Genomic DNA, 22,643 nt, shown 5'->3' on the forward strand with positions numbered 1-22,643 from the left:
GGCAACCCCTGCACAACTCAGGCGTTGCAACCACCACTAGAACCCAAGCTGATTCCCTCAGGGTTCCCCTCACGGCAGCAATCCGGTGACGAGTGCGCGCACGCCTCGTTCGTAGTCGGCTTGTGCGGTAAGGGTTTCCCAGCGCGGCCCGACCTGGGCGAGCGTCGGGAATTCCGTCGCGTCCAGTTCCGCGAAAACTCGCTGACGGTAAGTGTCGCCGCCCTGATCGCGTCGTCGCGCGGCGGCCGCGCGTGAGCTGATCTCGCCGAGCGTGTAGTGCCACACCGCTCGGTAGACCTCCACCGCCGCCTCGATCGGCAGCCCGGCTTTTCCCGCCGCCGCAACGATTTTCTCCGGGTACCACAGCCCTCCGACCGACAGCAGGTCGTCAGAGCGCAATACCTCCACGATCCACGGGCAGTTCGCCAGCCCGTCCCGCATCGCGCTCGCGACAGCCACGATCCGCTCCGCCGGTTCCTCGGGGAGGTTCTCCGGCCGAGGCATTTCGCGGTGCGCGTAGTCGTCAAGCAGCAGAAGAAGCAGGTCCTCTTTGTCGCGCACGTGGTGATACAGCGCCATCGCCGTGCTGCCGACCTCCCGGGCGAGGCGGCGCATGGTCAACGCGTCGACGCCGTCGGAGTCGATGACCCGGTGAGCGGCGGCCACGATATCGGCCTTGGAGATCTTCGGCGGTCGGCCGGTGCGCGCTGGCATGCCGCCATGCTACTTTTTATACATGTATAAAAACTACTGGGGGACGGTCGCCGCGCTGGCGTTCGCGGTGGCGGTCGGGACTTTGCAGATGACCGTGGTGGTGCCGTTGCTGCCGCGGCTGCAGCTCAAGCTGGGGGTGCCGCTGAGTTCGGTGTCGTGGGCGCTGACCGCCGGGCTGCTGGCGGGCGCGGTCGCGATTCCGCTNGCACGATGTCGCTGGTCGTGCTCGCGTCGCTGGTCGGAGGATCGGTGCTGGGGGCGGTGGCGGATTCGCTGCCGCTGCTGGTCGTCGGCCGGATCCTGCAAGGGGCGGCCGCGCCGGTGCTGCCGCTGGCGATCGGCCAGGTCAGGAACGTTCTGCCGGCGCGCTCGTTGCCGACCGCGATCGGCGTGCTGAGCGCGACGATCGGCGCGGGCAGCGGCGGCGGGATGATTCTCGCCGGGCTCGCCGGCGGCGATCACCAGCTGGTCTTCTGGGTGCTGGCGGCGCTCGGCGTGGTGGCGTTCGCACTGGTCGCCGCGGTCCGGGAGGACCGGACGGCCGAGGTCCGGAGCGGTTCGCCGGATCTGCTGGGCGCGGTGCTGGTGTCGGGGTGGCTGATCTGCCTGCTGCTGGCGATCAGCAAGGGCGCCGAATGGGGCTGGGCGACTGTCGGGCTCCTGGTCGCGGCCGTGGTGCTGGCGGCGGTGTGGATCGCGACGGCGCGGCGCACGAAGACGCCGTTGATTGAGATTCCGATGCTGCTGCACCGAAAAACGATCGGCGCGACGGTGGCGTCGTTCCTGCTCGGCTTCGCGTTGTTCGCCACGATCATGACGCTTTCCGCGTACGCGCAGGGTGTGCTCGGCGCGTCGGTGTTGCAGGTGGGGCTTTATCTCCTGCCGACGACGGTCTTGATGCTGGTGGTTTCGGTGCTGGCCGGTGCGTTGATGCGCCGGTTCAGCGCGCCCGCACTGGTCGCGGGCGGTTCGGCGGTGGTGCTGGTGGCCGCGTTGTGGCTGACGACGCTGCCGGGGGACGGGCTTGGGCTCTATGCCGTCGCGGCGGTGCTGGGGCTGGGCATCGGGCTCGGTTACGCCGCCTTGGGGACGATGGCGGTCGAGCACGTCGAGCCCGCGAAGACGGCCGCGGCAGGCGGGATCAACGCGCTGGTCCGGGTGGTGGGCAGCAGCCTCGCCGGCGCGGTCGGCGCGGTGGTGCTGCCGGCGGGCGGCCCGGGATGGAGTTTCGCGGTGGCGGCGGTGGCCGCGTTGCTTTCCGCCTTGTTCGCCGCTGCCTACGGAAACTTGCTCCGGAAACCCGCCACGGCCCGGCTGCCCTCCTGACGGCCCCCTGCACGACCTCGCCGCCGCACTTCCGTGGGCGAGGTCGTGCGGGCCACCTTCAGGGAATCTGATTCCCTCAGGGTTCCCCTCACGACCCGCTGCCGAGCACCNCCGAGCACCGGAGGTCGTGAGGGGGGCGGCGGAGCGAAGTTCAGGGATTTCTCCCGAGGCCGCCCGCCCGCCCCCGACGTAGCCTGAGGACGTGAGCACACTGCCTCCCCTCCCGCCGACGTCGCCGCCGCCCGCCGCTGGCAGCGGCAAGCCGGTCGACGCCGCGAAGCGCATCCTGCCGCCCGATCCCAAGGCCGCGGCGTTCGTCGCGTTGGGGTTCGTGGCCGTGCTGTACCTCGTGGAACTCCTCGACGTGATCCTCCCGGGAGAGTTCACGCACGGCGGGATCCTGTCGCGGGAAGCGTCCAGCCTCGACGGCATCCTCTGGGCGCCGCTGCTGCACGCGGGCTGGTCGCATCTGTTCTCCAACACGGTGCCGGTACTGGTCTTCTCCTTCCTCGCGATGGCGGCGGGCATCGGCCGGTTCGCCGTGGTCACCGCGATCATCTGGCTGGTTTCCGGGCTTGGCGTGTGGCTGGTCGGACCGGCGAACACCTACACCGTGGGCGCGTCCGGGCTCGCCTTCGGCTGGCTCGCGTACCTGCTGGTGCGCGGCCTGTTCCACCGGTCGTTCGCGCAGATCGCGGTCGCCGTCGTGCTGCTCGGCATCTGGAGCGGGATGCTCTGGGGCCTGCTGCCCGGCAACCCCGGCATCTCCTGGCAGGGCCACCTCTTCGGCGCGCTGGCCGGCATCCTCGCCGCGTGGCTGACCTCACGCGGGGAACGCGTCAAATCCCGGAAGATCGAGCCGACGACCCCGGGTAACCTCGGGATGTGAGTTCTCCAGGCGCGCCCATCGGTGTTTTCGATTCCGGCGTCGGCGGGCTCACCGTCGCACGCTCGATTCTCGAACTGCTGCCTGCCGAACAGTTGCGCTACGTCGGCGACACCGCGCGCAACCCGTACGGTCCACTGCCCATCGCCACTGCTCGCGAGTACGCGTTGGCCGCCCTCGACGACATGGTCGAGAGCGGCGTGAAGGCGTTGGTGATCGCGTGCAACACCGCGTCGGCGGCCTGCCTTCGCGACGCGCGCGAACGCTACGACGTACCTGTCATCGAAGTGGTCCTACCAGCCGCGCGCCGAGCCGCAGTCGCGACGCACAGCGGACGCGTCGGTCTGATTGGCACCGAGGGCACAGTGCGTTCGAGGGCGTACGACGACGCCTTCGCCGCCGCGCCCGACGTACGCCTCACTAGCGTCGCTTGCCCGCGCTTCGTCGACTTCGTGGAGCGCGGCATCACGACCGGCCGACAGATCCTCGGTCTGGCACAGGGTTATCTGCAGCCGTTGCTCGAAGCCGAAGTCGACACACTCATCCTCGGCTGCACGCACTATCCGCTGTTGTCCGGCGTGCTGCAGATCGTGATGGGACAGGACGTCACGCTCGTTTCCAGCGCCGACGAAACCGCCAAGGACCTCTACCGCGTGCTGACCGAACTCGACCTGCTCGCCGAACGCGACGAGCCACCGAAACACGAGTTCCTCGCCACCGGTTCGCCGGAGCCGTTCGCCCGCTTGGCGCAGCGGTTCATGGGCTTCGCGCCGGGTGCGCTGGACCCGGTGAGCGCGTGACGCCGCGGCACCGCTGAACACAGGTGCCAATTCGACCAAAAGCAGGCCGACCCTGAAGCGGTACGTAACCGTTGCAGCGAAGTCATGAGGCCGTGACTGTGGCCGGATTATAGGCTGACGGGGTGCGACTGACGATCCTCGGGTGTTCGGGCAGCATCCCCGGGCCGAACGCAGCCGCGTCCGGGTACCTCCTGGAGGCGGAGGGCTACCGGCTCGGTCTTGAGCTGGGCTCGGGCGCGTTCGCCCAATTGCAGACCGTGCTGGACCCGTTCGACCTGGACGCGCTGCTCCTTTCGCACCTGCACGCCGACCACTGCGCCGACGTCAACTCCCTGACGGTGCTTCGCCGCTACCACCCCGCGCCGCCGTACCCCGCGCGGCCGCAACGGTTGCCGCTGTACGCACCAGCAGACGCGCCTTCGCGCCTCGCGCACGCGTACGCGGCCGACGCGGCTGAGCGAGCCGCTGTGGATCTGTCGGACGTCTACGAGTTCCATGAGTTGCGCGAAGAGACGATTGAGATCGGTCCCTTCGACGTGACCGCTGTTGCTGTGTACCACCCGACGCCTGCATTCGGCCTACGCATCGCGTACGGCGGTGCCATCCTCGCGTACACCGGCGACACCGGACTGTGCCGCGGCCTCGGCGAACTGGCCGACGGTGTCGATGTCCTGCTTTCCGAAGCGTCCTGGACCGATGCTGCCGACCGTCCGGAAGGCGTGCACCTCTCCGGGAAAGAAGCAGGAGAACTGGCCAAGGAAGCCGGTGTCGGCCGTCTGCTGCTGACTCATGTCGCGCCGTGGACGGACCGGAGCGCTGTCCTGGCCGAGGCCAAAGCGGTGTTCCCGGACGCCGAGCTGGTGACGCAGGGCGCGGTCTACGACCTCTGATCGCGAAAGTGTCAGAGGTAGGTCCTAGAGTGCTCCCCGTGGTGAGAAAAGATGGCAGGAACGACGACCAGCTCCGCGAAGTGAAGCTCACCCGCGGGTTCCAGAAGTGGCCTGCCGGGTCGGTGCTCGTCGAGTTCGGCAACACCAGGGTGCTGTGCGCGGCGAGCGTGACCGAGGGCGTGCCGCGCTGGCGTGCCGGGTCCGGTCTCGGCTGGGTGACCGCGGAGTACGCGATGCTCCCGTCCGCGACCAACACCCGCAGCGACCGCGAAGCGGTCAAGGGCCGGATCGGCGGCCGGACGCACGAGATCTCCCGGCTGATCGGCCGCTCCCTGCGCGCGTGCATCGACTTGGCCGCGCTCGGCGAGAACACGATCGTCATCGACTGCGACGTGATCCAGGCGGACGGCGGCACCCGCACCGCCGCGGTCACCGGCGGGTATGTGGCACTGGCGGACGCGATCACCTGGCTGGGCGCGGCGAACCGGCTCAACGACCCGCAGCCGCTGTCGTCCTCGGTGGCCGCGGTGAGCGTCGGCGTCGTGGACGGCCGGGTGCGCCTCGACCTGCCGTATGAGGAGGACTCGCGCGCCGAGGTCGACATGAACGTGGTCGCCACCGACGCCGGGACCCTCATCGAGGTGCAGGGCACCGGTGAAGGAGCCACCTTCGCTCGGTCCACTTTGGACACCATGCTCGACCTGGCGCTGGCCGGCTGCGCGGAACTGACCCGGCTGCAGAACGAAGCGCTGGCGCTGCCGTACCCGGGCGAGCTGCCGGAACCGCGTCCGGACCGGAAGAAGGGCCAGAAGTGACCAAGCTGCTGCTGGCCACCCGGAACGCGAAGAAACTGGGCGAGCTGCGCCGGATCCTGGAGGCGGAAGGCATTCAGGGCATCGAGGTGCTCGGCCTGAACGACGTCGAGGAGTTCCCGGAAGCTCCGGAAACCGCACCCGACTTCGAGGGCAACGCCGCGGCCAAAGCGCGCGACGCGGTGGCCGCCACCGGGTTGCCCGCCATCGCGGACGATTCGGGCCTGACCGTGGACGCGTTGAACGGCATGCCCGGCGTCCTGTCGGCCCGCTGGTCCGGCAAGCACGGCGACGACGAAGCGAACCTGAACCTGGTGCTGGCGCAGTTGACCGACACCCCGGACGAGCGCCGGGGCGCGGCCTTCGTCTGCGCCGCCGTACTGGCCCTTCCCTCCGGCGAGACCACCACGGTCCGCGGCGACTGGCGCGGCACGCTGACGCGGGAAAAGCGCGGAACCAACGGTTTCGGCTACGACCCGATCTTCGTGCCGGAAAACGAAACGAAAACCAGCGCGGAACTGGCCCCGACGGAAAAAGACGCCGTTTCGCACCGTGGAAAGGCATTGCGCGCACTTCTGCCTGCCTTGCGGAAACTGGCCGACGCATAACTGCCGCGCCTGCCCCGGGGCCGCACTGGTGGCTCCGGGGCAGGCCTGCGGCTAGTCTCGGCAAGCATGTGCGCCCATATCGTCCTTGCCGAAGACGATCCCAAACAAGCGGAACTGGTCCGCCGCTACCTGGAACACGAGCAGCACACCGTGCTCGTCGCGCCCACCGGCGAGGCCGCACTGGCGGAAATCCGCACGGCGGAACCCGATCTCCTGATCCTGGACGTCATGCTCCCGGGCATGAACGGCCTGACCGTCTGCCGGACCATCCGGGCCTCGTCCGACCTGCCGATCCTCATGCTCACGGCCCGCTCGACCGAGGACGACCTGCTCCAGGGCCTCGACCTGGGCGCGGACGATTACGTCACCAAGCCCTACAGCCCGCGCGAACTCATGGCGCGGGTCCGGACCCTGCTGCGGAGAACGAACTCGGCCAGCGACGGTCCGATCAAAGTCGGCACCCTGACCGTCGACAAGGAAAGGCACGAGGTCGCGGTAAGCGGAAACCCGGTCGAAACGACTCCGGGAGAATTCCGGATCCTGGAGATCATGGCCGCTCGTCCGGACCAGGTTTTCACCAGGGCGCAACTGCTGGAACATCTGCACGGCTTCGACCGCTACATCACTCAGCGCGCCATTGACGTGCACGTCATGAATCTCCGAAAGAAAATCGAAGCCAATCCCAGAAAACCCGCGAAGCTCCTGACGGTTTACGGCGTTGGCTACAAACTGACCGCGAAGTCCGATGCCCCGTAGCCTTCTCTTCCGCCTCTTCGCGGTAACCGCCGCCATCGCGGTGTGCGCCATCGCCGCCACCGCCTGGCTGGCCTCCCGGACCACTTCCGGTGCCATCGAACGGGAACAAGGCCAGCTCTTCGCCGACGACGGCACGATCTACCAGGCCCTCCTCTCGTACGCGGCGACTCATCCCGCGTGGTCCGGCGCGACCAAGACGATCGACGACTACGCGGAGAAAACCGGCCGCCAAATCGTCCTGACCACCCCGCAGGGGAAGCTGATCGCCAGTTCGGAACAGCACCCGGGCAAACTCCCGCCGCAGCCGTCCGCCGTCATCGACCCGCTGGCGGTCGACACCCGGCTGGGCATCAAATCCACCCCGGACCGCATCGACCCGGACGCGGTCGGCCCCTACCGGCTCCCCGCCGACGAACGCGAAGAGCTCCAGGAAATCGCGGGCAAGGTCCTGTCCTGCACCCAGCGCAGAACCGGCTTGGGCAGCCTGGAAGTCTCCCCGAGCGGCCACCCGAGGGTGATCGCGCCCGCGGGCACCGCCCAATGCGGCACCGCTCTGCTGGAGCGCCCCACCGAGACCGAGCGAGCCGCGTTGAACAAGCTGTCCGGCCTGATCGACGCCTGTCTCGGCCGGAACGACAGCACCGTCCCGGTAGCCAAACTGGGTCTCTTGTGGACCTTCGACGGTCCCGTCGTCCAAGCCACCGACCAGACCATCACCAACTGCGTAACGTCAGCTCGCAAAGAGCAGCTGACCCCCTACGTAGCCCCCGCGGCCTGGCTCTACATCACCGAAAAGGGCACCGACCAGCCGCCGACCGGCTTCACCCTCTCCGCGGAAAACCGCACGAAACTGGTCGCCGTCACCGCCGCGATCCTCCTGCTGACGGTCATCGTCACCGCACTGGCGTCGATCCGCCTGATCCGCCCGCTGCGCGCGTTGACCGGCGCGGCCCAGCGCCTGAAGGCAGGCGAGACGGGCGCCCGGGTCCGCGTCAAAGGCAAGGACGAGATCGCCCGCCTGGCCACCGCGTTCAACGAGATGGCGCGGGCGAGGGAAGAGCTGGAGAACGCCCGCAAGGCGATGGTCAGCGACGTCGCGCACGAACTGCGCACTCCGCTTTCCACCATCAGAGGCTGGCTGGAAGCCGCCCAGGACGGCATCAGCCAGCTCGACGACGACCTGGTCGCCTCCCTGCTGGAGGAGGCGGTCCACCTGCAGCACATCGTGGACGACCTGCAAGACCTGGCCCTGGCCGACGCTGGTGCGCTGCGCGTCCACCCCGAACCCGTCGACGCCAACACCCTGCTGGCCCACCTCGCCGCCGCGCATGCCCCGCGCGCCGAATCCGCCGACGTCCGCTTGTCCGTCCCGCCCATGGAAAACCCCGCCATCACCGCGGATCCCGTGCGCTTGCGCCAAGCACTGGACAACCTGGTCTCGAACGCGATCCGCCACACCCCGCCCGGCGGCTCGGTTACCGTCACCGCGAGGCAGGTCGGAAACGACGCAATTTTCGAAGTAACCGACACTGGAACCGGCATCGCTCCCGAAGATCTGCCCCGGGTTTTCGACCGTTTCTGGCGCGCGGATCCCTCCCGCAGCCGAGTGTCCGGCGGCAGCGGTCTAGGTCTGGCAATCGTCCGCAAACTAGCCGAAGCCCACGGCGGCGAAATCACCGCCGCCAGCACTCCCGGGCGCGGCACCACCTTCACCCTGCGCTTCCCCCGTGAGTAGCGCTGGCTGGCGGCTCTCGGCAATGCTGTGCGTGTCCCGAGCGCCGAGACCGCCGCTGGACGGGCCGATCGACGTCTACTACCTGGCGGGCACGCCGCCGTACGCCCGGCTGACGCTGCCGCCTGCTGCTCATCGTCAATCTCGAAGCGCCGTTCCGGATCCGCACCGACCTTGAGACAGGCGAGCACGCCGACGGCTGCGTGATCACCATGCCCACCCGCGCCTACGAATTCGGCTACCCGTCCGAGACCCGTTCCGTCGGCGTTCATTTCAAACCGTGGGGCGTGGCACCGTTCCTGCCGATGCCCGCAGCCGAACTGTGCGACCGGCCGGTGACGATCGCCGAACTGCGAGACCGCCTGGCCACGGGCACCGGACCGCACGAAATGCTGGCGCTTCTCGAAGCCGGACTGATGCGGCGGCTGGGCGAGACCGCTGGCTTGGGCCTGGTTCGCCACACGAGCAGCGTCATCGCGGCGACCAGCGGCGCGGCAGCGATCGGCGACCTCAGCGAGGCAGCCGGGGTCAGCAGCACCCACCTGGCACAACGGTTCAAAGCACTCGTCGGCGTCACCCCGAAGCGGCTGGCCCGCACCCACCGCTTCACCGCCACCGTGTTCGCGATCGACCCGGCCGGACCGATCGACTGGGGCGACCTCGCCGGTCGCGCGGGCTACTTCGACCAAGCCCACTTCGGCCACGAGTTCCGGGCGTTCACCGGCTTCACGCCGACCCGATACCTCGAAGTCCGGCGGCGGTTCCTGCGCGAACATCCCGGCCACACCCTGGACGGCTGGCCGCTGCCCGCCGATTGATTTCTTACAAGAGCGACCGCGCGCGACCCGCTAATTTGGGGCCATCCGAAGCAGAGGAGAACCCCCGTGGGCAAGGTCGTCATGTACAGCTCAGTGTCGGCGGACGGCTTCATCGCCGATGAAAACGACCAGCCCGGTCCGCTGTTCGACTGGCTGACCAGCGGCGACGTCCCGCTGGACGAGAGTGGCGTGCTGAAGGTGTCGCAGGCCTCGTACGACTACACCCGTGCGTACTGGGACCAAATAGGGGTGACCGTCGCGGGCCGCCACGTCTTCGACCTGACCGACGGCTGGGATGGAAAGCCGCCGAGCGGAATCGACCACGTGGTCGTCGTGACCCACCGCCCAGCGCCCGAAGGCTGGGACCCCACGGCGCCGTTCCACTTCGTCGACGGCGTCAAGGCAGCCGTGGCCAAAGCACAAGAGCTGGCAGGCGACCGCATCATGGAGATCGCCGCTGGCGACGTCGGCGGCCAAGCATTAGCCGCGGGCCTGGTTGACGAGGTGCGCATGGACGTGGTGCCGGTGGTCTTCGGATCCGGCAAACGCTACTTCGGCTCAGTCAACGCACAGCACCTCTTGGAGAACCCCGAGGTGGTCCAGGGCGACCGGGTACTGCACCTGCGCTATCCGGTGCGTCGCTGACCGATCGCGCGGAGAGACCAGCCCGGCCTCTCCGCGCTTCGGGAACTCATTCAGGCGGAAATCCCCAGATCCCGGATCAACTTCGCCACATGCCCAGTCGCCCGCACGTTGTAGGCGGCCTTGGCGATCTTCCCGTCCGCGTCCACAATGAACGTGGACCGGATCACCCCCTGCACGATCCTTCCGTAATTCTTCTTCTCCCCGAACGCACCCCACGCGGACAGCACTTCCTTGTCCACATCGGACAGCAGCGGGAACGTCAGCTTCTCCGCCTCGACGAACTTGGCCAGCTTCTCCGGCTTGTCCGGCGAAATTCCCAGCACCTGATACCCCGCGTCATTCAGTTCCGCGAGACTGTCCCGGAAATCGCAAGCCTGCTTGGTGCACCCCGGCGTGCCCGCTGCCGGGTAGAAGTACACCACCACGGCCTGGCCCCGGAAGTCGCTGAGCGAGACGTTCTTGCCGGTGCTGTCCGGCAGGGTGAATCCGGGCGCTTCGTCGCCCACGGCAAGTCGCTGGTCGGTCATGGGGACGAGAGTAATTCAGGCGTCTCCGCAATAGGTGACGACGGCGGGCTCGCCCGTGCTCGGCCGCACTCGCACCGCCATCCGGGCGCCGCCCGCAGGCACCGCGAAAGCGAGCGTGACCTGCGTAGACCGGCCCGGCATCAGGTCCTTCCCCGCGTCGGAAACGCCGCCAAGCCCCTGCGTGGCGTCCACGACCTGCTTCGCCGGCTTCCCGGCGACCGTCGCGGTGACCGAGAGCCCGGAAACCCGGTACGGGTCGGTGCCGTTGTTCGTGACCTGGATGTAGAACGCCGCCGCGCGGGCGCTGCGCGGGTACGCCGCCGGGCTCGGCTGGAAGGACTGCGGAGCCGACAGCGAGACCGTGATCCCGCTGGCGAAGCGGTGGTTGGCGCCGAACTGCAGGTCGCCGGAGGCTTGCTCGGCCGCGGGCTGCGCCGCCGGGTTGCCGACGCCCAGCGCGGCGGAGCCTTCCCGAGCGTTGACGCCGCCACAGGCTGCCACGGAGAACAGCAGGCAGGCGGTCACCAGCAGTTTCGGGGTGCGCGGGGGCGCCATCGCGGGGGTACTCCAGTCGGGGTGGGGCGGTGTGCCGTTCGGCGTAGTTGCCGGGCGGACCCGCTCCACTCTGGCGGCAGTAATGCCGTCACGGTGCGGAAGACGCGGACCTGGTGTACACCCGTGGCCGATCCGTGATCGAAAGAGCACTCCGGGTGACAGTCATCACCCCGATGTCAACAGTCGCAGGTAGGGATTCAGACCGCGAACGCGAACAACAGGATGAACACCGCGACCCCCGCGCCCCAGGCGACCATGAGCCAGCCGAAGTCGCGCACCGGGTCGACCGCGCGGCTTTCCTCGCCGGGGATGTACACGCCGCGGTTTTCGAACCAGTCCGCGCATTTGCGCAGGATCCGCAGCGGATTGCGTTCCGGCACCGCCTGCACCTCCCCGATGTCCGGGCCCAGCCTACGGGTTCGCGGGGGTTTCGCGGCCGTCGCGCCCGGCGATGCGCACGGCGAGTTCGACGAACGAGCGGACCAGCGGCGGCGTCGAGTCCTCGCGCCAGGCGACCACGNGGAAACGAGTGCGCGAGCGGGGCGAGCCCGACGGTTCCGTTCCACAGCACGGCTTGCAGGCATTCGTGCACGGTCCGCACGACCGGGCCGCCGGTGCCGCCGCTCCAGAACTCCCGCCACCGCGGGTCGGTGCCGTCCGGGAACCGGAACCACGCCCGGTCGGCGAGTTCCTCCCGGCGCACCTCGGCGCGTCCGGCCAGCGGATCATCCGCGCGCAGGACGACGCCCATCGGGTCGGAGCGCAGCACGTGCGTGCGGATTCCGGTGGTGTCGAACGGAATCCGGGTCAGCGCGACGTCCACGAGCCCGGCGCGCAGGCCGGTGGCCGGATCGGTGAGATCGGACTCGCGGACGCTGATCCGGACGCCCGGATGCCGTTCGCGGAACTCGCCGGCGAGCCGGATCCCGAGCGGTTCCGAGCTGTCGGCGAGGGTGCCGAGCGTGAGCGTTCCCGGCCCGGCGGCCGCGGCGACCCGCGCGCGGGCCTGGTCTGCTCCCGCGAGCAGAGTGCGGGCCTCGTCGTAGAGCGCGGTTCCGGCGGCGGTGAGCGTGACTCCGGACGGGGAACGCTCCAGCAGAATCGCGCCGAGGCCGGTTTCGAGCTGTTTGATCGCGCGGCTCAGCGGCGGCTGGGTCATGTGCAGCCGCGCCGCCGCCCGGCCGAAGTGCCGTTCCTCGGCGACCGCGACGAAGTACCGGAGCGAACGGAGATCCACAACCAGCGACAATACCCGTGCGGTATCGGGAAAAGCGGATCGGTCTTGGACACCGCGCGGGCGCGGCGCTGGACTGGAACCGTCACTGATTCCGTGCTTTCCGAGGAGCCCCGGCGATGGCCGACTACCCGTATCCCGATCCCGTCGTGCAGACCTCCCAGGTGCGCGAACTCGCCCGCGACCTCGTCGTGGTCCCGAACCAGGGCGTGCAGCTGGTGCCGAACGTCGGCGTCATCGGCGGGACGCATTCCGTGCTCGTCGTCGAGACCGGCATGGGACCGCGCAACGCGGAAACCGTGCTGAGGTTCGCCACCGAGTACGCGCGCGGCCGCCGGATTTACTTGACCACCACGCATTTCCACCCCGAGCACGCGTTCGGCGCGCAGACCTTCTCCGGTGCCGCGACCTACCTGGTCAACCGCGCGCAGGCGACCGACCTCGCCGCGAAAGGCCCCGGTTACCTGCAGATGTTCAGCGGTCTGGGGGAGCCGGTCGCGCGGCAGCTCGACGGCGTCGAACTGCCGGCCCCGGACCTCGTCTACGACTCATCGCACGATCTCGATCTCGGCGGTCGCGTCGTGCAGCTGCGCGCCACCGGCCGCGCGCACAGCAAGGGCGACCAGGTCGTCACGGTCCCGGACGCGGGCGTCCTGTTCACCGGCGACCTCGCCGAGACCGGCCAGTTCGCGATCTTCCCGTGGTTCCCGCCGCACGACACCGACGTGTCCGGGATCCGCTGGATCGAGGTCATGCGGAAGCTGTCGCGGCAGCGACCCGAAATCGTCGTGCCCGGCCACGGCGACATCAGCGGTCCGGAACTGCTCGACGACCTGCGCGCCTACCTCGAACTGCTGCGCGACGAGACCTGGTGCCGCCGCGATGCCGCGATGGACGAGGCGACCGTGATCGCGGAGGTGCGGGAGGGGCTGATCAAACGGCATCCGGAGTGGGAAGGCCGCGAGTGGATCGACACCGCGGTGGCGTGCCTGTGCGCGGAGCACGTCAGTCACGCTTGAGCAGCGGCGCGAGCGTCGTCACGATGGCCTGCCGGGTCGCTTCGGCTCGCTGCTCGGGAGGCAGCTCGCCGGTGCGGTCGAGCATGGCCTGCGACGCTCCGCGCACCGCGCCGGCGAACGCGCCGGTCAACGTGCGGGCGGTGAGGTCGTCGAGTTCTTCGGGGAAGGCTTCGGCGAGGATTTCGGCGATCCGGCGCTCCGCGTTGAACTGGATCTGCAGCGCCCGGCCCTGGATGGCGGGCACGGTCTGGAGCAGCCGCATCCGCAACGGGGTCAGCTTGCCGATGATGTCGTTGCTGACCTCGCCGCCGTCGGCGAGGACGCGGACCAGCAGGTCGATCGGCCGGTCGTCCGGGGCGCGGTTCGCGAGAGCCTGGAGCAACGCCTGCACCCGGCTCTCGGCGTCCGGGAACAGCAGTTCTTCCTTGCTGGCGAAGTAGCTGAAGAACGTGCGCGTGCCGATCTCGGCGGCGGCGGCGATGTCAGCGATTGTCGTCTCGTCGTAGCCGTTGCGCTCGAAGAGGTCCATGGCCGCGTCGATCAGGGCCTGGCGCGTGCGGGCGCGCTTGCGTTCACGGAGCGACATGGCGCAAGTATACGGCATCGAGTGCAAACCGGCACTCATTGCAAATCTGCACTGAGTGCGGTTATCTTCGGACGCATGACTCGTGACGTGCTCGTGTGCGGTGCCGGGATCGCTGGCTCGACCCTCGCGTTCTGGCTGGCGCGCAACGGTTTCCGGCCGACCGTCGTGGAACGGGCGACTGGGCAGCGCAGCAGCGGCAACCCGGTGGACGTCCGCGCGGGCGCGATGGAGGTGGCCGACGCGATGGGTGTCGTGCCGCGGCTGCGCGAAGTCGCGACGCACGCGAAGCGGCTGCGAGTGCTCAACGCGCGCGGGCGTTCGGTGACCACAGTGCGAATGGCGGTGCGCAAAGAAATCGAGGTCCCGCGAGCCGACCTCGCCTCCGCGCTGTACGAATCGGCGCGCGGCGACGCGGAGATTCTCTTCGGCGACACCGTCACCGCGTTGCAGCAGGACGACGGCGGGGTCGACGTGACCTTCGAGCACGCTGCTCCGCGCCGGTTTGACCTGGTGATCGGCGCGGACGGGGTGCACTCGGCGGTGCGGCGGCTCGTGTTCGGCGTCGAGGAGAAGTTCGTCCGGCACGCCGGGCTGTATGTCGGGACGGTGTCACTCGGCGAGCCGTCCGGCTATCCGGAGGACGTGGTCCTGCTGAACACCCCCGGCAGGCTTGTGGCGATCCATCCGGTGCGGGGCAATTCCGGGGTCGCGTTCATCTTCCGCGCGCCCGACTCCGGGCAGGGCAAGGAAATCGTGTCCGCCGCCTATCGCGGTCTCGGCTGGCGAGTCCCGGAGTTGCTGGCCCGCTTCGAAGCAGCCGACGACGTGTTCTTCGACGCGGTCGCCGTGGTTGATCCGCCGACGTGGCACCGCGGCCGGGTCGCGCTGGTCGGCGATGCCGCGTCCTGCGTCTCGCTGCTCGGCGACGGTTCCAGTCTCGCGATCGTCGGGGCGCGCACCCTCGCCACGGCGCTTGCGGACGGTGCTCCCGCCGAGGCGTTCGCGCGCTACGAGGCGGCCCATCGAGCGCGCGTGAAGCCCAAGCAGCGCGGGGTTCAGGTGGCGGCTTCGATGCTGGTCCCGCGCACGAAACGGGGCCTGGCGGTCCGCAACCTCGCCGCCCGGCTGCTGCCGAGGTAAGAAGAATTCCTTGACACGAATATTCGATGTGATGAATACTTTGCGGTATGGACGGGATCGCCTCCGCACTCGCAGACACCACCAGGTGGCAGCTGGTCGAACTGCTCGCGCAGCGGCCGCGATCGGTCGGCGAACTGGTTGAGCTGACCGGGCTGCGGCAGCCGCAGACGACCAAGCACCTGCAGACCCTTGCCCGCGCCGGCCTGGTCACCATGGCCCCGCTCGGGCAGCGGCGGGTCTACGCGGCCGAAGCGGCTCCGCTGCGGGAGTTCGCGGGCCAGCTCCACAAGTTGGCCGCGACGATCGAGGCGCATGCGGGGGAGCGCGACGTGCTCGACCGTTACCGCGCGGCGATCGAAGCCGAAACCGCGGCTGCGGACGAGGATCGCTGGGCTGACGGCCGCGCGTTCTCCTTCGAGCGCGAGCTGCCGGTGCCGCCGGAAACGGTTTGGCGGCACTGGACGGACGCCGGGCTGCTGGCGTCGTGGTGGGTCCCGCCGTCCCTGACTGTCACCGAGTGTGTCCTCGAACCGGAGCCGGGCGGGCGTGTCGTTCTCGCCTACCGCGACGCCGAAGGCACTTACCGCTCGGAAGGGCAGGTCCGGGCCGCTAGCGAAACCGAGCGGCTCGTGTTCGACCTGTCGGTGCTGGACACGGCCGGAGCCGTCGCGTTCAGCGGCCACTACGACCTCGCTCTCGCCGCCGCCGCGAACGGCGGCACCCGGCTGCGGCTGGGGCTGGAGATCAGTGCGACGACGGCCGGGGCCGTGTCCGCCGTCGCCGGAATCGAAACCGGCTGGGGACAGGTCCTCGACCATCTCACCGAAGTCATCACTCGAAAGGACACCCAGTCATGACCGAGCGTCGGGTCACCGCCAACCTCGCCCTGACCCTCGACGGCCGCTGCCACGGCCCGGAAGGCCCCGGCGACATGAGCGCGATCATCCCGTACATGACCACCGAAACCGCCCGCAACCAGATGAGCCGCATCTGGGCGAACGCGACGACCGCGCTGCTCGGCCGCCGCAACGCGGAAGGCTTCCTCGGCTTCTGGCCGGCCGTCGCCGCCGACGAAAACGCCGACCCACGCGACCGTGGCTACGCGAAATGGCTGGTGGACACGGAAAAGGTGGTCCTGTCGAGCACGCTCGCCGAGTCGCCGTGGGAGCGCACGCGCATCGTGAACGCGCCCGCCGCCGAGGTCGTCGCCTCGCTGAAGGCCGACGGCGAGGGCGACATCCTGGTCAACAGCAGCGTCAGCGTGATCAAGGCGCTGCTGGCCGAGGACCTGGTCGACCGGCTGTACCTGACCATCTGCCCGCAGATCGCCGGCGGCGGCCCGCGGCTGTTCGACGACGGCCTTCCGGGTACTAAGTGGACAGTCGCGTACCAGGAGACCGGAGACCTCGGCGAAGTGGCCCTGGTTTACGACCGCGTGCGCTGAGCGGCTTGACCTTCACGCATACGGCAATGTTTAGCGTCGGATGACATGAGTGAAGGACAGTTTGAAGGCAAGGCCGTGATCGTCACCGGCGGCGGAACGGGCATCGGACAGGTCACCGCGCGCGAGTTCGCCCGGCGAGGCGCGAACGTCCTCGTCGTCGGCCGCACCGCGGAGCGGCTCGCCGAAACCGCGGAGGGCTTCTCGCGGATCCGCCCGTTCGCCGCCGACATCACCGAGGCTGGTGCCGCGGAGACGATTATCGCTGCGACGCTTGCCGAATTCGGCCGGATCGACGTGCTGGTGAACAACGCCGGCATCGTCGAACCGGCCGCGCTGGGCGAAATCAAGCCCGGCGCGTTCGTCGGGGTGGTGGCGACGAACCTGCTCGCGCCGGTCCATCTGGTGCAGGCCGCGCTGCCGCACCTGAGCGAGGGTGTGGTGGTCAACGTGACGACCGCGATCGGCCAGCGCGGCTGGCCGATGGCCGGCCGGGAGTTCTACGCGGCGACGAAAGCCGCGCTGGAGTCGCTGACCCGAAGCTGGGCAGTGCAACTCGCCCCGCGCGGCATCCGCGTCACCGCGGTAGCACCCGGCCCGGTCGCCACCGAGATCTACGCCCGCGAGGGCCTGACCGCCGAACAAGCCCAGGCGCAGCACGAAATGCTGCGGGAAATGGTGCCGCTGGGGCGGCTGGCCCGTCCGGAAGAAGTCGCGCACTGGATCGTGCAGCTCGCCAGCCCCGGAGCGGAGTACATCACCGGCGTCGTGATGCCCGTCGACGGCGGCGCAGTGATCGCTTAGCGGCGTACGCTCGGGTCGGTGCGGATCGGAGAGCTGGCGAAGGCCACCGGCGTGACGACCAGGGCGCTGAGGTTCTACGAGGAGCAGGGCTTGCTGACCGCGGCCCGCTCCCGCAACGGGTACCGGCACTACGACGAGTCCGCGATCGAGCGGGTGGCGAACATCCGCTACCTGCTCGACTCGGGGCTCACGATGGAAGACATCCGGCCGTTGGGCTCGTGCCTGCAGGGAGACCTGCCCGCACGGCGGCTGTCCTCGAGCGCGGTGGCGCTGGTGGATCGGCGGTTGGCGGTTTTGGACGAGCGGATCGCTGCGTTGACGCGGGCACGGGAGCAGCTGGCTTCGCGGGCGAGCGCTGCGCGCGGCGGGGTTGCCTGCGATTGACGCTGTGCTGACCCGGCTCCGCGCACCAACGCCTGAGGACAGCCAAAGCCCACTGGGCACGGGGGCGCGCTGAAGGTGCGGGGGTGGCGGCCGGGGTGGACCTAATTACCCACTACTCCAACCGCCTCGACGTGCTCGCTGACCTGCGCGAAGTACAGAGGCAACTAGGGCGGGCGCAGGCCACAACCGACGCCACGGGTAGGCACAGTGTGCGGAGCCTGCCCCCGCCTGCGCGGGAGCGGAAGCAGTGGGTCAAACGCCCGCCGCTCACGGAGCAGTTCACACCCAAGCAGCTAGCGCGGATCATCCGGGACACGCAGACCATGACGCAGGCGGCCGTGGCGGAGAAGTACGGCATCAGCGAAGTGAGCGTGTGGCGACTAGTGAAGAAACACAAAGGCAAGTAAGCCGAATAAAACGAGCCTGCCCACAACACGGGCAGGCTCGTTTTTTGGCCATGGATAGCAGCTAAGAGGCAGGTACTGCTCGCCCTGTTGCACTCGCGATGCACCTCACCGACTGGCTCGGTTCCAGCGCTTTAGCCCGCAACCAGTCCGCCGCGTGCTGGTATGGGGCAGGTTGCCCCTGGTTGCTCTGGTCGGACAGAAACACGCCAACGGTGCGGTGGGCGCAGTAGGTGACAGCTGTGGCGTCAGCCATGGTGTACCGGGTAAACCCATCGAACACCCACCCGCTATTTACCGGCAGAACGCGCACGCTCCAGTGCCGAGGGAGTGTCTGGTTGGTGAGGTAGTCCAGTTGTTTGCTTTGGGTGGCATGGTCGCCCACAGCAGCATAGAGCGCCTGCTCTCCTATGAAGATCTCAACTGGTGTGCGGCGCTGCGCTAGTTCTTCGCGGCGGCTCAACAGCGTCTCCGCATGCGTATTGATTACTCCGGATGGCACCTGTTCGCTAGAAAACACAGCCCAGGTATATGCCGGAACCTGCACAAGTGGCGGAATAAAAATCGGGTGCCAGGCGAGCACTGCGACGGAATCACGTTCGTGGGCGCGGATGGCGTCCTGGTGACTGCCCGTCGTCGGGGAGCCGTAAGTAATCCAGTCTGCTGCCGTAATTCCGCGGGCGAGCGCCATAATGCGGTCACGGGTGTCACCAGCGACGCCAAGGGCTCCTAGAATACTTGCCACGTCCTCGCTGCTAGGGCAACGCTTGGCGTGCTCCCAACTAGAGAGCAGGCCATTATCCACCCCGATTTTACGGGCCAGTTCGTTGAGGCCATAGCATGCTGCTTCCCTGGCGGCGCGAAGTTCCGCGCCAAGGATACGCAGCCGAGGTGTGTACATGGCGCTGCCGCGCATCGGTAGTAGTCCACTTTCAATGGTCGGCCGGGATGGTCGGAGACTGCGCGAAACTTACGACCGACGCTTTAAGGGGGGCTGCTGCTGCCGGGTAAGCTTCGCTAGTCCCGGATGCTCGGGCAGGATGGGAATCCCCCGCGCGCGGCGATACTCCACGTTGCAGTGCGGACACTCAACAAGCGGTGCGCGCTTGCCGCGTTCGTGGTAGTCCTCAAACGTGGCGGTAGCGGTTTTCCCGCACAGCATTGCAAGGAATTGACCAGGTAGCGGCACAGCAAGGAACTCCGCCCGGTGCCACATATTCCCGATGACCGGATGGATATAAGCCACGTTGAGATAGATGACTGCTTCCGGACTGGCGTTCATGGAACCTCCCGAGCACGGCCACTTGGCGCCCCCGGCGGGGAAATCTGGTGCGCCACAACTAGGGGCAACCCTGATCGCTACGGTATGCTAACGCCAGGTAGCGAGGCGGACACGCAGCGGAAACGAACCGGCAATAGGTACCGTTGAACTGCGGCAACACGGTAACTAGAGGGGTGACGAGGTGGCCAGTAAGCGGCAACGGCTTATCCGCGTACGCAAAGGCGCGGGGTACACCCAGGAATCTCTTGCCGAAGCGCTCAGTGTTGACGTTAAAACCGTCCGTAACTGGGAGAGCGGCCGTACTGAGCCCTCGCCGCACCTACGGCCGAAACTCGCTCGTCTGCTCGATACGCCGCGTCGTGAACTGGACGTACTGCTACACAGCGAATCCTCGGTTGTGGTGCCCTTACCCGCAGCTTCTGCCTTGCGCCCCCGTGGCGCTACTGCTGAGGATGACGAAGCAGCAGCTTGGGAATTAGCTAGCCGCATTGCGGCAAGTGACGTCGGTAGCGAGACGCTCAGCCAGCTCGAGAACATCGTGGATGACCTGGCAATCGCCTACGCCACCACCGCACCGGCTGAGCTCGTGACGAAGCTCCGCGGCTACTTGGGCTACGTCCGGCGACTGCTGGACGGGCGGATGACTTTGGCCGAACATCGCCGCTTGCTGGTAGTCGGCGGCTGGCTATCCCTGCTGGCGGGCACGGTACACATTGACTTGAAGCAGCCTCGGGCAGCCAGATCACGCCTCCGGACGGCAGACAGCTTGGCGAAACACGCCGAGCACAACGAAATTCGGGCCTGGGGCCTGGAAACCGAAGCCTGGTGGCTGCTGACTGACGGCGACTACCAGGGCGCGCTCAGCCTGGCACGTGACGCCGAAGATTTCGCACCGGGCGGAAGTTCAATCGAGATTCAGTCTGCCGCCCAAGTCGGGCGGGCCTTAGCCCGGCTCGGCGATAAGCCGGAGATGTACCGGGCGATTGAACGGGTCAACCACCTGGTTGAGCCGCTGAAGGTTCCCGAGCGTCCGGAACACCACTACCGCTATGACCCCAACAAGTCCGTGGCATACATGGCTACCACGCTGGCCTGGGCTGGCGACCCAGCGGCCGAAAGCTTTGCACGCGAAATTCTCAACCGCTTGCACCGCCAGGAGCACAACGGCAGATGGCCCCGCCGCGTAGCGTCAGCCAACTTGGACCTCGCGCTAACGCTCGTTGCCAGTGACCGGATGGACGAAGCCGTTGGCGCAGCGCAGGTAGCAATCGCGTCCGGCCGTGTCGTTCCCTCGAACCACTGGCGAGCTGCTGAAGTGGTCCGGGCCGTGGAAGCCCGGAAGCTCGCGGAAGGGCGGGAGCTGCGGGAAGCGTATGAAGAGATGAAGCGGGCCGACGGGTAACTGCTTAACTGTCGCTTAAGGGCTAAGATTCCTGCTCGCGCTCCAGGGACTTAGCCTGCGCGCTTGCGAATCGCACGGTCAAGGTGTGTACCTGCTGGCTATAGCTTTGAAAATGTCGGAACAATTCGTATGTTCCGTCTTTGTGATAGACGGACACGTCGTGATGACTGATGACGTTCGGGTTTTCTAGATCATGCGTGTGATAGACAACCCGAAACTTGGGCTCCGGGTCGCCAACGCGGAACTTGCCGAGCCGGACGGTCTTGAGCACCGTTGGCTTGATTGTGAACGTTTCTATGTCGAGCGGGTTCTTTGTCTTGTTACTTTGGTCAGACATGGCTGCGCCTCGTTTACTTTGTAGAGGTCGCCGCGGCCGGGTCAGATCAAGAATGGTATAGGAAGACTTCAAGATCTTTTCCCAGGCCACGACGTAACCGCACCCCCGTTTCAAAAAAGCGGGGGGGGGGGGGGGGGGGGGGGGTGGGGGGGGGGGGGGGGGGGGGGGGGGGGGCGACTTCCAAAGCTCTTATCCTGGCCGCAAGCCTAAACCGCATGGTTAGTTGCTGGAGCGTGGGCACGCACCGCCGTAACCCTTCCCGAGCTGCATTATGGCACACAAATATGAAACTAAAATTAACTACGCGCCCACTTTGACGGTGAGCGCGCCGTCGGGTAAGTGCCGGGGTAGAGCTTGCAACCGGTCCTCCGGTAGCTCGACAAGGAGGTAGACCGTGAGCGTGTCGGCCGGTATGGCAGGCAGTTCCTCGGGCGACAGGCAGAGAACGGCGGCTGTGCGGCGCTGGTAGGACAGGCCGAAAGTGACAGCTTGCATTTGGTCCTGTTTGTCGGCGAGTACAGCCCGCAAGTCGGCCTTGAGGGTTGCCGCGTGTTCGCGTTCGACGGCGCGTATGAGCTGTTTCCACTGCTTGGAGATTGCCGCCATTATGGCTGCCGGGTTGGCGGCAATCACGATGGCACGGCCCAGTTCAACGCGGGTGTACAGATGTCGGGCAATGACAGAACTGGCGGAATGCCCGCCGGGTAGTTCGTAGGTCTGCGGTGCCTTTTTCATAGCAAGTCATCGCGGGTTACGTGCGGGAACTCAGCGCCGAACTTGGCGGCCAGCCGCACTTCTTCCTGCTTCTGCCTGTACGCGGCCCACCCGAGTATCCATAGTCGGATATCTTTGCTGTGGCGTGTGCAGGCGTAGGCTGGTTCATCGCTAACGTCGCTAGGCCCTCCTGTGGCTTCGTTGAGAGAAACAAGGTGCTCGCATATGACGCAAGGCACCATGTTGGTGATGATGGATTCCGGATAGTTAGGCATGGGTAGTCTCCGGCGGCCTAGATATCTGCGCGACAGGCGCGCAGTAAGAGTGCTTGGGTCAGGTGATCTTATTATGCGCCTATGCAAAGGATTTGCAAGCTGGGCTTGCATGGCAAGAGGAACGAAGCGTCAAAAGTTTGCAATTACTACGGAAAAGTTGTTTAATGTAACTATCGTGGCAGAGTTCAATTCCCATCACTCACAAGATTTACCCGAAGTAATTGGCGTCATTAACGATCTCTGGGACTACGCCGGAGAGGTGCATGCATCTGCGGAGCTGCAAGACACGGCTTATGAAATGCTAATGTCCATGCGCAGAGAATCCCGGCCCGGGTCCCTGCCTGAGGTGAAATTCATCGAGCTAGAGAGTGGTAGCCTGGAAGTAGATGCACGCAGTCTCTATGACCGGCTGTGGCTTATGGCTGCAGGAGGTATAGCGCCTGAAGATGAGGCACCTTTCCGGCTTCTGGGCGGATTTGTGAATGACGCCTACAATAACTGGGTTCCGTCTGAGCCGTATGTTCCGCTACCTTCCATTGAGGATTAGGTATA

27 protein-coding genes and 2 pseudogenes are annotated in these 22,643 nt (G+C 67.2%); 19 read left to right on the plus strand and 10 right to left on the minus strand.

Annotated features, from left to right (window positions below):
• Positions 1 to 69: 69 nt before the first annotated feature.
• The gene (locus A4R44_RS14575) at positions 70 to 714 is read right to left on the minus strand and encodes a TetR/AcrR family transcriptional regulator (RefSeq protein WP_067580265.1); all 645 of its coding nucleotides are present in this window, start codon (positions 712 to 714) and stop codon (positions 70 to 72) included.
• Positions 715 to 924: 210 nt separating this feature from the next.
• Between A4R44_RS14575 and A4R44_RS14580 the strand changes: the two genes are divergently transcribed.
• The 10 genes and pseudogenes from A4R44_RS14580 to A4R44_RS14625 all read left to right on the plus strand — a co-directional run bounded on the left by A4R44_RS14580 (position 925) and on the right by A4R44_RS14625 (position 9,987).
• Positions 925 to 2,040, plus strand: coding sequence for an MFS transporter (locus A4R44_RS14580; protein WP_198545290.1), 1,116 nt, complete (start codon positions 925 to 927; stop codon positions 2,038 to 2,040).
• A 202-nt stretch (positions 2,041 to 2,242) separates the two neighbouring features.
• Positions 2,243 to 2,929 carry a rhomboid family intramembrane serine protease gene (locus A4R44_RS14585; RefSeq protein WP_369805897.1) on the plus strand — a complete coding sequence of 229 codons (687 nt, stop codon included), beginning with the start codon at positions 2,243 to 2,245 and terminating at the stop codon, positions 2,927 to 2,929.
• Positions 2,926 to 3,726, plus strand: coding sequence for a glutamate racemase (gene murI / locus A4R44_RS14590; protein ID WP_037815260.1), 801 nt, complete (start codon positions 2,926 to 2,928; stop codon positions 3,724 to 3,726). The genes A4R44_RS14585 and murI overlap by 4 nt, the downstream gene beginning before the upstream one ends.
• A gap of 122 nt (positions 3,727 to 3,848) precedes the next feature.
• On the plus strand, positions 3,849 to 4,616 hold the full coding sequence (locus A4R44_RS14595; protein ID WP_067580267.1) for an MBL fold metallo-hydrolase: 768 nt from the start codon (positions 3,849 to 3,851) through the stop codon (positions 4,614 to 4,616).
• A gap of 38 nt (positions 4,617 to 4,654) precedes the next feature.
• Complete coding sequence (rph, locus tag A4R44_RS14600; RefSeq protein WP_067580269.1) at positions 4,655 to 5,431, plus strand: ribonuclease PH; 777 nt, start codon at positions 4,655 to 4,657, stop codon at positions 5,429 to 5,431.
• Positions 5,428 to 6,036 carry an RdgB/HAM1 family non-canonical purine NTP pyrophosphatase gene (gene rdgB, locus A4R44_RS14605; protein WP_067580270.1) on the plus strand — a complete coding sequence of 203 codons (609 nt, stop codon included), beginning with the start codon at positions 5,428 to 5,430 and terminating at the stop codon, positions 6,034 to 6,036. Before rph ends, rdgB begins: the two co-directional genes overlap by 4 nt.
• A gap of 66 nt (positions 6,037 to 6,102) precedes the next feature.
• The gene (locus A4R44_RS14610; protein WP_067580273.1) at positions 6,103 to 6,792 is read left to right on the plus strand and encodes a response regulator transcription factor; all 690 of its coding nucleotides are present in this window, start codon (positions 6,103 to 6,105) and stop codon (positions 6,790 to 6,792) included.
• Positions 6,782 to 8,527, plus strand: coding sequence for a cell wall metabolism sensor histidine kinase WalK (locus A4R44_RS14615; protein ID WP_067580275.1), 1,746 nt, complete (start codon positions 6,782 to 6,784; stop codon positions 8,525 to 8,527). Before A4R44_RS14610 ends, A4R44_RS14615 begins: the two co-directional genes overlap by 11 nt.
• Positions 8,528 to 8,549: 22 nt before the next feature.
• Positions 8,550 to 9,342, plus strand: a pseudogene (locus A4R44_RS14620) (helix-turn-helix domain-containing protein).
• A 66-nt stretch (positions 9,343 to 9,408) separates the two neighbouring features.
• The gene (locus tag A4R44_RS14625) at positions 9,409 to 9,987 is read left to right on the plus strand and encodes a dihydrofolate reductase family protein (protein WP_067580277.1); all 579 of its coding nucleotides are present in this window, start codon (positions 9,409 to 9,411) and stop codon (positions 9,985 to 9,987) included.
• Between the two features lie 50 nt (positions 9,988 to 10,037).
• On the opposite strand, the gene bcp is transcribed toward A4R44_RS14625, so the two are convergent.
• From bcp to A4R44_RS14645, 4 genes and pseudogenes are all read right to left on the minus strand, one after another.
• Positions 10,038 to 10,514 carry a thioredoxin-dependent thiol peroxidase gene (bcp, locus tag A4R44_RS14630; protein WP_067580279.1) on the minus strand — a complete coding sequence of 159 codons (477 nt, stop codon included), beginning with the start codon at positions 10,512 to 10,514 and terminating at the stop codon, positions 10,038 to 10,040.
• 15 nt (positions 10,515 to 10,529) lie between these two features.
• Positions 10,530 to 11,069, minus strand: coding sequence for a hypothetical protein (locus A4R44_RS14635; protein ID WP_067580281.1), 540 nt, complete (start codon positions 11,067 to 11,069; stop codon positions 10,530 to 10,532).
• A 197-nt stretch (positions 11,070 to 11,266) separates the two neighbouring features.
• A complete protein-coding gene (locus A4R44_RS14640; protein WP_037358542.1) occupies positions 11,267 to 11,449 on the minus strand; it encodes a hypothetical protein in 183 nt (60 codons plus the stop codon).
• Positions 11,450 to 11,562: 113 nt separating this feature from the next.
• A pseudogene (locus tag A4R44_RS14645) lies at positions 11,563 to 12,306 on the minus strand (LysR family transcriptional regulator); the annotation flags it as partial.
• Between the two features lie 116 nt (positions 12,307 to 12,422).
• On the opposite strand from A4R44_RS14645, the gene A4R44_RS14650 reads away from it, so the two are divergent.
• Positions 12,423 to 13,322, plus strand: a complete 900-nt coding sequence (locus A4R44_RS14650) for an MBL fold metallo-hydrolase (protein WP_067580285.1) — start codon at positions 12,423 to 12,425, stop codon at positions 13,320 to 13,322.
• Here A4R44_RS14650 and A4R44_RS14655 read toward each other — a convergent pair.
• Positions 13,309 to 13,908, minus strand: coding sequence for a TetR/AcrR family transcriptional regulator (locus A4R44_RS14655; protein WP_067580287.1), 600 nt, complete (start codon positions 13,906 to 13,908; stop codon positions 13,309 to 13,311). The genes A4R44_RS14650 and A4R44_RS14655 overlap by 14 nt on opposite strands.
• A 75-nt stretch (positions 13,909 to 13,983) precedes the next feature.
• Here A4R44_RS14655 and A4R44_RS14660 point away from each other — a divergent pair, with 75 nt between their 5' ends.
• The 6 genes from A4R44_RS14660 (at position 13,984) to A4R44_RS14685 (ending at position 18,084) form a co-directional block, all read left to right on the plus strand.
• On the plus strand, positions 13,984 to 15,048 hold the full coding sequence (locus A4R44_RS14660) for an FAD-dependent oxidoreductase (protein WP_067580289.1): 1,065 nt from the start codon (positions 13,984 to 13,986) through the stop codon (positions 15,046 to 15,048).
• 47 nt (positions 15,049 to 15,095) lie between these two features.
• Positions 15,096 to 15,905 (plus strand): metalloregulator ArsR/SmtB family transcription factor, encoded by an 810-nt coding sequence (locus tag A4R44_RS14665; protein WP_067580292.1) that lies wholly within the window; start codon positions 15,096 to 15,098, stop codon positions 15,903 to 15,905.
• Positions 15,902 to 16,492, plus strand: coding sequence for a dihydrofolate reductase family protein (locus A4R44_RS14670; protein WP_067580294.1), 591 nt, complete (start codon positions 15,902 to 15,904; stop codon positions 16,490 to 16,492). The genes A4R44_RS14665 and A4R44_RS14670 overlap by 4 nt, the downstream gene beginning before the upstream one ends.
• Before the next feature lie 45 nt (positions 16,493 to 16,537).
• Positions 16,538 to 17,293, plus strand: a complete 756-nt coding sequence (locus A4R44_RS14675; RefSeq protein ID WP_067580296.1) for an SDR family NAD(P)-dependent oxidoreductase — start codon at positions 16,538 to 16,540, stop codon at positions 17,291 to 17,293.
• 18 nt (positions 17,294 to 17,311) lie between these two features.
• Positions 17,312 to 17,677 (plus strand): MerR family transcriptional regulator, encoded by a 366-nt coding sequence (locus A4R44_RS14680; protein WP_067580298.1) that lies wholly within the window; start codon positions 17,312 to 17,314, stop codon positions 17,675 to 17,677.
• An 83-nt stretch (positions 17,678 to 17,760) separates the two neighbouring features.
• Positions 17,761 to 18,084: a hypothetical protein gene (locus tag A4R44_RS14685; RefSeq protein ID WP_067580299.1), complete on the plus strand. Its 324-nt coding sequence runs from the start codon at positions 17,761 to 17,763 to the stop codon at positions 18,082 to 18,084.
• 61 nt (positions 18,085 to 18,145) lie between these two features.
• Here the strand turns inward: A4R44_RS14685 and A4R44_RS45590 are convergent, their stop codons facing one another.
• On the minus strand, positions 18,146 to 18,997 hold the full coding sequence (locus A4R44_RS45590; RefSeq protein ID WP_095213344.1) for a Scr1 family TA system antitoxin-like transcriptional regulator: 852 nt from the start codon (positions 18,995 to 18,997) through the stop codon (positions 18,146 to 18,148).
• Between the two features lie 54 nt (positions 18,998 to 19,051).
• A complete protein-coding gene (locus tag A4R44_RS47885) occupies positions 19,052 to 19,363 on the minus strand; it encodes a hypothetical protein (RefSeq protein ID WP_157904868.1) in 312 nt (103 codons plus the stop codon).
• A 181-nt stretch (positions 19,364 to 19,544) separates the two neighbouring features.
• Here A4R44_RS47885 and A4R44_RS14690 point away from each other — a divergent pair, with 181 nt between their 5' ends.
• Complete coding sequence (locus A4R44_RS14690) at positions 19,545 to 20,765, plus strand: helix-turn-helix transcriptional regulator (protein WP_067580301.1); 1,221 nt, start codon at positions 19,545 to 19,547, stop codon at positions 20,763 to 20,765.
• 22 nt (positions 20,766 to 20,787) lie between these two features.
• Here A4R44_RS14690 and A4R44_RS47890 read toward each other — a convergent pair whose 3' ends face one another.
• Positions 20,788 to 21,192, minus strand: coding sequence for a hypothetical protein (locus A4R44_RS47890; protein ID WP_157904869.1), 405 nt, complete (start codon positions 21,190 to 21,192; stop codon positions 20,788 to 20,790).
• Between the two features lie 210 nt (positions 21,193 to 21,402).
• Entirely contained in the window at positions 21,403 to 21,837 is a 435-nt protein-coding gene (locus A4R44_RS14695) for a hypothetical protein (protein WP_157904870.1), read from the minus strand.
• A gap of 363 nt (positions 21,838 to 22,200) precedes the next feature.
• Here A4R44_RS14695 and A4R44_RS47895 point away from each other — a divergent pair, with 363 nt between their 5' ends.
• Positions 22,201 to 22,638, plus strand: a complete 438-nt coding sequence (locus A4R44_RS47895) for a hypothetical protein (protein ID WP_157904871.1) — start codon at positions 22,201 to 22,203, stop codon at positions 22,636 to 22,638.
• The last annotated feature ends 5 nt before the right edge of the window (positions 22,639 to 22,643 follow it).

It is taken from the genome of Amycolatopsis sp. M39, from assembly GCF_001651785.1.
Taxonomy (GTDB): Bacteria; Actinomycetota; Actinomycetes; order Mycobacteriales; family Pseudonocardiaceae; genus Amycolatopsis; species Amycolatopsis rubida.

Excerpts from the sequence above, each read along its gene's own strand:
- A4R44_RS14665 (WP_067580292.1), top strand. The coding sequence starts at position 15,096 with ATGGACGGGATCGCCTCCGCACTCGCAGACACCACCAGGTGGCAGCTG.
- A4R44_RS45590 (WP_095213344.1), bottom strand. The coding sequence starts at position 18,997 with ATGCGCGGCAGCGCCATGTACACACCTCGGCTGCGTATCCTTGGCGCG.
- A4R44_RS14610 (WP_067580273.1), top strand. The coding sequence starts at position 6,103 with ATGTGCGCCCATATCGTCCTTGCCGAAGACGATCCCAAACAAGCGGAA.
- A4R44_RS14615 (WP_067580275.1), top strand. The coding sequence starts at position 6,782 with ATGCCCCGTAGCCTTCTCTTCCGCCTCTTCGCGGTAACCGCCGCCATC.
- A4R44_RS14660 (WP_067580289.1), top strand. The coding sequence starts at position 13,984 with ATGACTCGTGACGTGCTCGTGTGCGGTGCCGGGATCGCTGGCTCGACC.
- A4R44_RS14655 (WP_067580287.1), bottom strand. The coding sequence starts at position 13,908 with ATGTCGCTCCGTGAACGCAAGCGCGCCCGCACGCGCCAGGCCCTGATC.
- A4R44_RS14635 (WP_067580281.1), bottom strand. The coding sequence starts at position 11,069 with ATGGCGCCCCCGCGCACCCCGAAACTGCTGGTGACCGCCTGCCTGCTG.
- A4R44_RS14670 (WP_067580294.1), top strand. The coding sequence starts at position 15,902 with ATGACCGAGCGTCGGGTCACCGCCAACCTCGCCCTGACCCTCGACGGC.
- A4R44_RS14580 (WP_198545290.1), top strand. The coding sequence starts at position 925 with ATGTCGCTGGTCGTGCTCGCGTCGCTGGTCGGAGGATCGGTGCTGGGG.
- A4R44_RS14650 (WP_067580285.1), top strand. The coding sequence starts at position 12,423 with ATGGCCGACTACCCGTATCCCGATCCCGTCGTGCAGACCTCCCAGGTG.
- A4R44_RS14575 (WP_067580265.1), bottom strand. The coding sequence starts at position 714 with ATGCCAGCGCGCACCGGCCGACCGCCGAAGATCTCCAAGGCCGATATC.
- bcp (WP_067580279.1), bottom strand. The coding sequence starts at position 10,514 with ATGACCGACCAGCGACTTGCCGTGGGCGACGAAGCGCCCGGATTCACC.
- A4R44_RS47895 (WP_157904871.1), top strand. The coding sequence starts at position 22,201 with ATGGCAAGAGGAACGAAGCGTCAAAAGTTTGCAATTACTACGGAAAAG.
- A4R44_RS14675 (WP_067580296.1), top strand. The coding sequence starts at position 16,538 with ATGAGTGAAGGACAGTTTGAAGGCAAGGCCGTGATCGTCACCGGCGGC.
- A4R44_RS14695 (WP_157904870.1), bottom strand. The coding sequence starts at position 21,837 with ATGAAAAAGGCACCGCAGACCTACGAACTACCCGGCGGGCATTCCGCC.
- A4R44_RS47885 (WP_157904868.1), bottom strand. The coding sequence starts at position 19,363 with ATGAACGCCAGTCCGGAAGCAGTCATCTATCTCAACGTGGCTTATATC.